Below are 1,597 nucleotides of genomic sequence, written 5' to 3' on the forward strand. Positions count from 1 at the left end.
ACTCCCTACTCCCTACTCCCTACTCCCTACTCCCTACTCCCTTCTCCCTACTCCCTACTCCCTACTCCCTACTCCCTACTCCCTACTCCCTAAAACCCAGAACTATGTACTTAACAAAATCCCAAACTGCTATATACTCAAACGGTTACTGCTGATTTAGCCAAACGAGCTTGCCAAGATTCCACAATTTGCTGAATTGTTTCTTCCAAGGAAACGGAAATATCCCAACTAGGGTAATGCTCACGCATCTTACTCAAATCGGAGTAATAACAGATATGATCGCCAATCCGATTATCTTGTAGATAGGTATAGTGCATCGCTTTACCACTATACTTCTCTGCCAGCTTAAATGCTTCCAGAATTGAACAGCTATTGCCTTTTCCGCCACCGATGTTATAAACTTCAGCAATTCGAGGTGCTTCGATAAAAGCGTGAATAAACCGCGACACATCCAGAGAGTGGATATTATCCCGTACTTGCTTACCCTTGTAGCCAAAAATCTTGTATTCCCGACCTTCGAGATTACACTTGACCAGATAACTTAGAAAACCGTGGAGTTCCACACCGGAATGATTTGGTCCGGTCAGACAACCACCCCGTAAACAAGCTGTGGGCATATTAAAGTAGCGACCATATTCCTGCACTATCACATCAGCAGCAACTTTGGATGCGCCAAACAAAGAGTGCTTTGATTGATCGATGCTAAAGGTTTCGGGAATGCCGTTGGTGTAAGCCGGGTCGTCATAATCCCAACGAGTGTCTAGTTCCTTAAGCGGAATAGTATTAGGGCGATCGCCATACACTTTATTGGTAGACATGTGTACAAAGGGCGACTCTGGACAAGATTGCCTCGCAGCTTCTAGCAAGTTCAAAGTTCCCACTGCGTTGGTATCAAAGTCAGCGAAAGGAATTGCTGCGGCGCGGTCGTGAGAAGGCTGGGCTGCTGTATGTACAATGGCGTCTGGCTTAAGCTGCGCCATTAGGTCTAAAATACCTTTGCGATCGCGTATATCGAATTCATGATGAACAAAATCTTGAATTGTCTCTTGCAACCGCTGCTGATTCCAGCGTGTATCCCCTTGGGAACCGAAGAAAACAGCCCGTTGATTATTATCAATACCGTGAATTTGCCAACCTTGTTGAGCAAAGTAACCACAAACTTCAGACCCAATCAATCCTGAGGAGCCTGTTACCAGTAATTTTTTCATAGGAAATCTTAATTGTTTAGGTAAATAATCTATAGTGAAACTAATAAGCTCAAAAAGCGATTCATCGTTAACGCTTCTCTAACTGATATAGCAGAAGTCAGAAGTCAGAAGTCAGAAGTCAGAAGTCAGAAGTCAGAAGTCAAACTCTTGCGCTTATTTAGGTTTGAGACTTTTGTCATGTCCTAACTGCCCTGGCGACTGCTATATCTTGCACCTTGAATTAAAATCTCTAAAATTTAGGAGTCACTAGTCAGTAGTTATTATGCATCAAAAATTAATTCCCATTTAAATGGGAATTAATCAGCGTTTGATCAGCAAAAATAGTCTCAGAAGTGTTTAACGTTTTAAATTGAAACACTTCTGAGACTATTTTTGCTGATCAAACGCTG

At 42.6% G+C, this 1,597-nt stretch carries 1 protein-coding gene; it reads right to left on the minus strand.

Features of this window, described 5'->3' with window-relative positions; all coding sequences use genetic code 11:
- Positions 1–137 precede the first annotated feature (137 nt).
- Positions 138–1,208 (minus strand): NAD-dependent epimerase/dehydratase family protein, encoded by a 1,071-nt coding sequence (locus F6J94_RS33720; RefSeq protein WP_293048276.1) that lies wholly within the window; start codon positions 1,206–1,208, stop codon positions 138–140.
- Between the last annotated feature and the right edge of the window lie 389 nt (positions 1,209–1,597).

It is taken from the genome of Moorena sp. SIO1F2 (assembly GCF_010672755.1).
In the GTDB taxonomy this organism is placed as follows: Bacteria; Cyanobacteriota; Cyanobacteriia; order Cyanobacteriales; family Coleofasciculaceae; genus Moorena.

Excerpts from the sequence above, each read along its gene's own strand:
- F6J94_RS33720 (WP_293048276.1), bottom strand. The coding sequence starts at position 1,208 with ATGAAAAAATTACTGGTAACAGGCTCCTCAGGATTGATTGGGTCTGAA.